The sequence below is a fragment of the Mycobacteriales bacterium genome (assembly GCA_035995165.1).
Taxonomy (GTDB): Bacteria; Actinomycetota; Actinomycetes; order Mycobacteriales; family CADCTP01; genus CADCTP01.
Map to the genome: position 1 here is coordinate 1 of DASYKU010000068.1, position 1,858 is coordinate 1,858.

Annotated in this window: 3 protein-coding genes; all 3 read right to left on the bottom strand. The window is 72.3% G+C overall.

What is annotated here, in order from left to right; translation table 11 throughout:
- The coding region (locus tag VGP36_11365) for a hypothetical protein (GenBank protein HEV7655311.1) at positions 1 to 237 on the bottom strand (237 nt) is incomplete at its 3' end.
- Entirely contained in the window at positions 230 to 1,663 is a 1,434-nt protein-coding gene (locus VGP36_11370; GenBank protein ID HEV7655312.1) for an aldehyde dehydrogenase family protein, read from the bottom strand. The genes VGP36_11370 and VGP36_11365, both read right to left, overlap by 8 nt.
- 53 nt (positions 1,664 to 1,716) lie before the next feature.
- The coding region (locus VGP36_11375; protein HEV7655313.1) for a LuxR C-terminal-related transcriptional regulator at positions 1,717 to 1,858 on the bottom strand (142 nt) is incomplete at its 5' end.

Below are 1,858 nucleotides of genomic sequence, written 5' to 3' on the forward strand. Positions count from 1 at the left end.
CGCGGTCGCCTTCGCCCAGCCCGGCTGGGCCTTGCGGGCGGCGACCACCGCGTCGCGGGCGTCCTTGCGGGACGCCTGGGCCGCGTTGGCCAGGAACCGACCGTCCACATCGGACACTTCGTACGACCGTCCCGACTCCGAACGCGGAAATGCCCCGCCGATGTAGAGCTTGTACGTCTTGCGCACGCCGACCCGCTCCGGCGCCGCGGTCGGCTTCGCCCTGGCCGCTCTAGTCAAGATAGGCCTCCAGCCCGTGCCGGCCGCCCTCGCGCCCGAAGCCGGACTCCTTGTAGCCGCCGAACGGCGAGGTGGGGTCGAACTTGTTGAACGTGTTGGACCAGACCACCCCGGCCCGCAGCCGGTTGGCCATCCAGAGGATGCGCGACCCCTTCTCGGTCCACACCCCGGCCGACAGCCCGTACGGCGTGTTGTTGGCCTTCTCCACGGCCTCGGCCGGCGTACGGAAGGTGAGCACCGCCAGCACCGGCCCGAACACCTCGTCCCGGGCGATCCGCGACGACTGCGCGACGTCGGTGAAGATGGTCGGTGGGAACCAGTAGCCGCGTTCGGGCAGCTCGCAGGCCGGCGACCAGCGGTGGCCGCCCTCGGCCTCGCCGATGTCGGACAGCTCCCGGACGCGGGCCAGCTGCTCGGCCGAGTTGATCGCGCCGAGGTCGGTGTTCTTGTCCATCGGGTCGCCGAGGCGCAGCGTGCCGAGCCGGCGCTGCAGCTTGGCGACCACCTCGTCGTACACGGACTCCTGGACCAGCAGCCGGGAGCCGGCGCAGCAGACGTGCCCCTGGTTGAAGAAGATGCCGTTGACGATGCCCTCGACGGCCTGGTCGAGCGGGGCGTCGTCGAACACGACGTTCGCGGCCTTGCCACCGAGCTCCAGCGTCAGCCGCCGCCCGGTGCCGGCCAGCGTGCGCTGGATCTCGCGGCCGACCTCGGTCGAGCCGGTGAACGCGACCTTGTCCAGGCCGGGGTGGCGGACCAGCGCGGCGCCGGTCGGGCCGGCCCCGGGCAGCACGTTGACCACGCCCGGGGGCAGGTCGGCCTGCTGGCAGATCTCGGCCAGCACCAGCGCGGTCAGCGGGGTCGTCTCGGCCGGCTTGAGCACGACGGTGTTGCCGGCGGCGAGCGCCGGGGCCAGCTTCCAGGCCGCCATGAGCAGCGGGAAGTTCCACGGGATGACCTGGCCGGCGACGCCGAGCGGGCGCGGGTCGGGCCGGCCCGGGATCGCGTACGCCAGCTTGTCGGCCCAGCCGGCGTGGTAGAAGAAGTGCGCCGCGGCCAGCGGGACGTCGACGTCCCGGGACTCCTTGATCGGCTTGCCGTTGTCGAGCGTCTCCAGCACGGCCAGCTCGCGGGACCGCTCCTGGATGATCCGTGCGATCCGGAACAGGTACTTGGCCCGGTCCTTGCCGGGCATCGGTCCCCACACCTCGTCGTACGCCCGGCGGGCGACCGCGACGGCCCGGTCCACGTCCGCCTCGCCGGCGACCGCGACCTCGGCCAGCACCTCCTCGGTCGCCGGGTTGACGGTCTTGAACGTGCCGCCGTCACCGCCGGAGAACGTGCCGTCGACGAACATCCCGTACGACTCGCGCAACCGTCCGATCGCCGCCGACTCGGGCGCGGGCGCGTACTCCCACTCGGCCATGCACCCCACTGTATTGCCCCTGCGCCCCCGCCCCGGTCACCCCGCCTGCCTTCTCAGCGCAGCAGGCCGTGCTGGTACGCGTAGGCGACGGCCTGGGCCCGGTCGCGGGCGTCGATCTTGGTCAGCAGGTGGTTGACGTGCGTCTTCACGGTGGCCTCGCTGATGACCAGGCGGTCCGCGATCTCGGTGTTCGAC

Coding starts and splice junctions, on each gene's coding strand:
- VGP36_11370 (HEV7655312.1), bottom strand. CDS start 1,663: ATGGCCGAGTGGGAGTACGCGCCCGCGCCCGAGTCGGCGGCGATCGGA.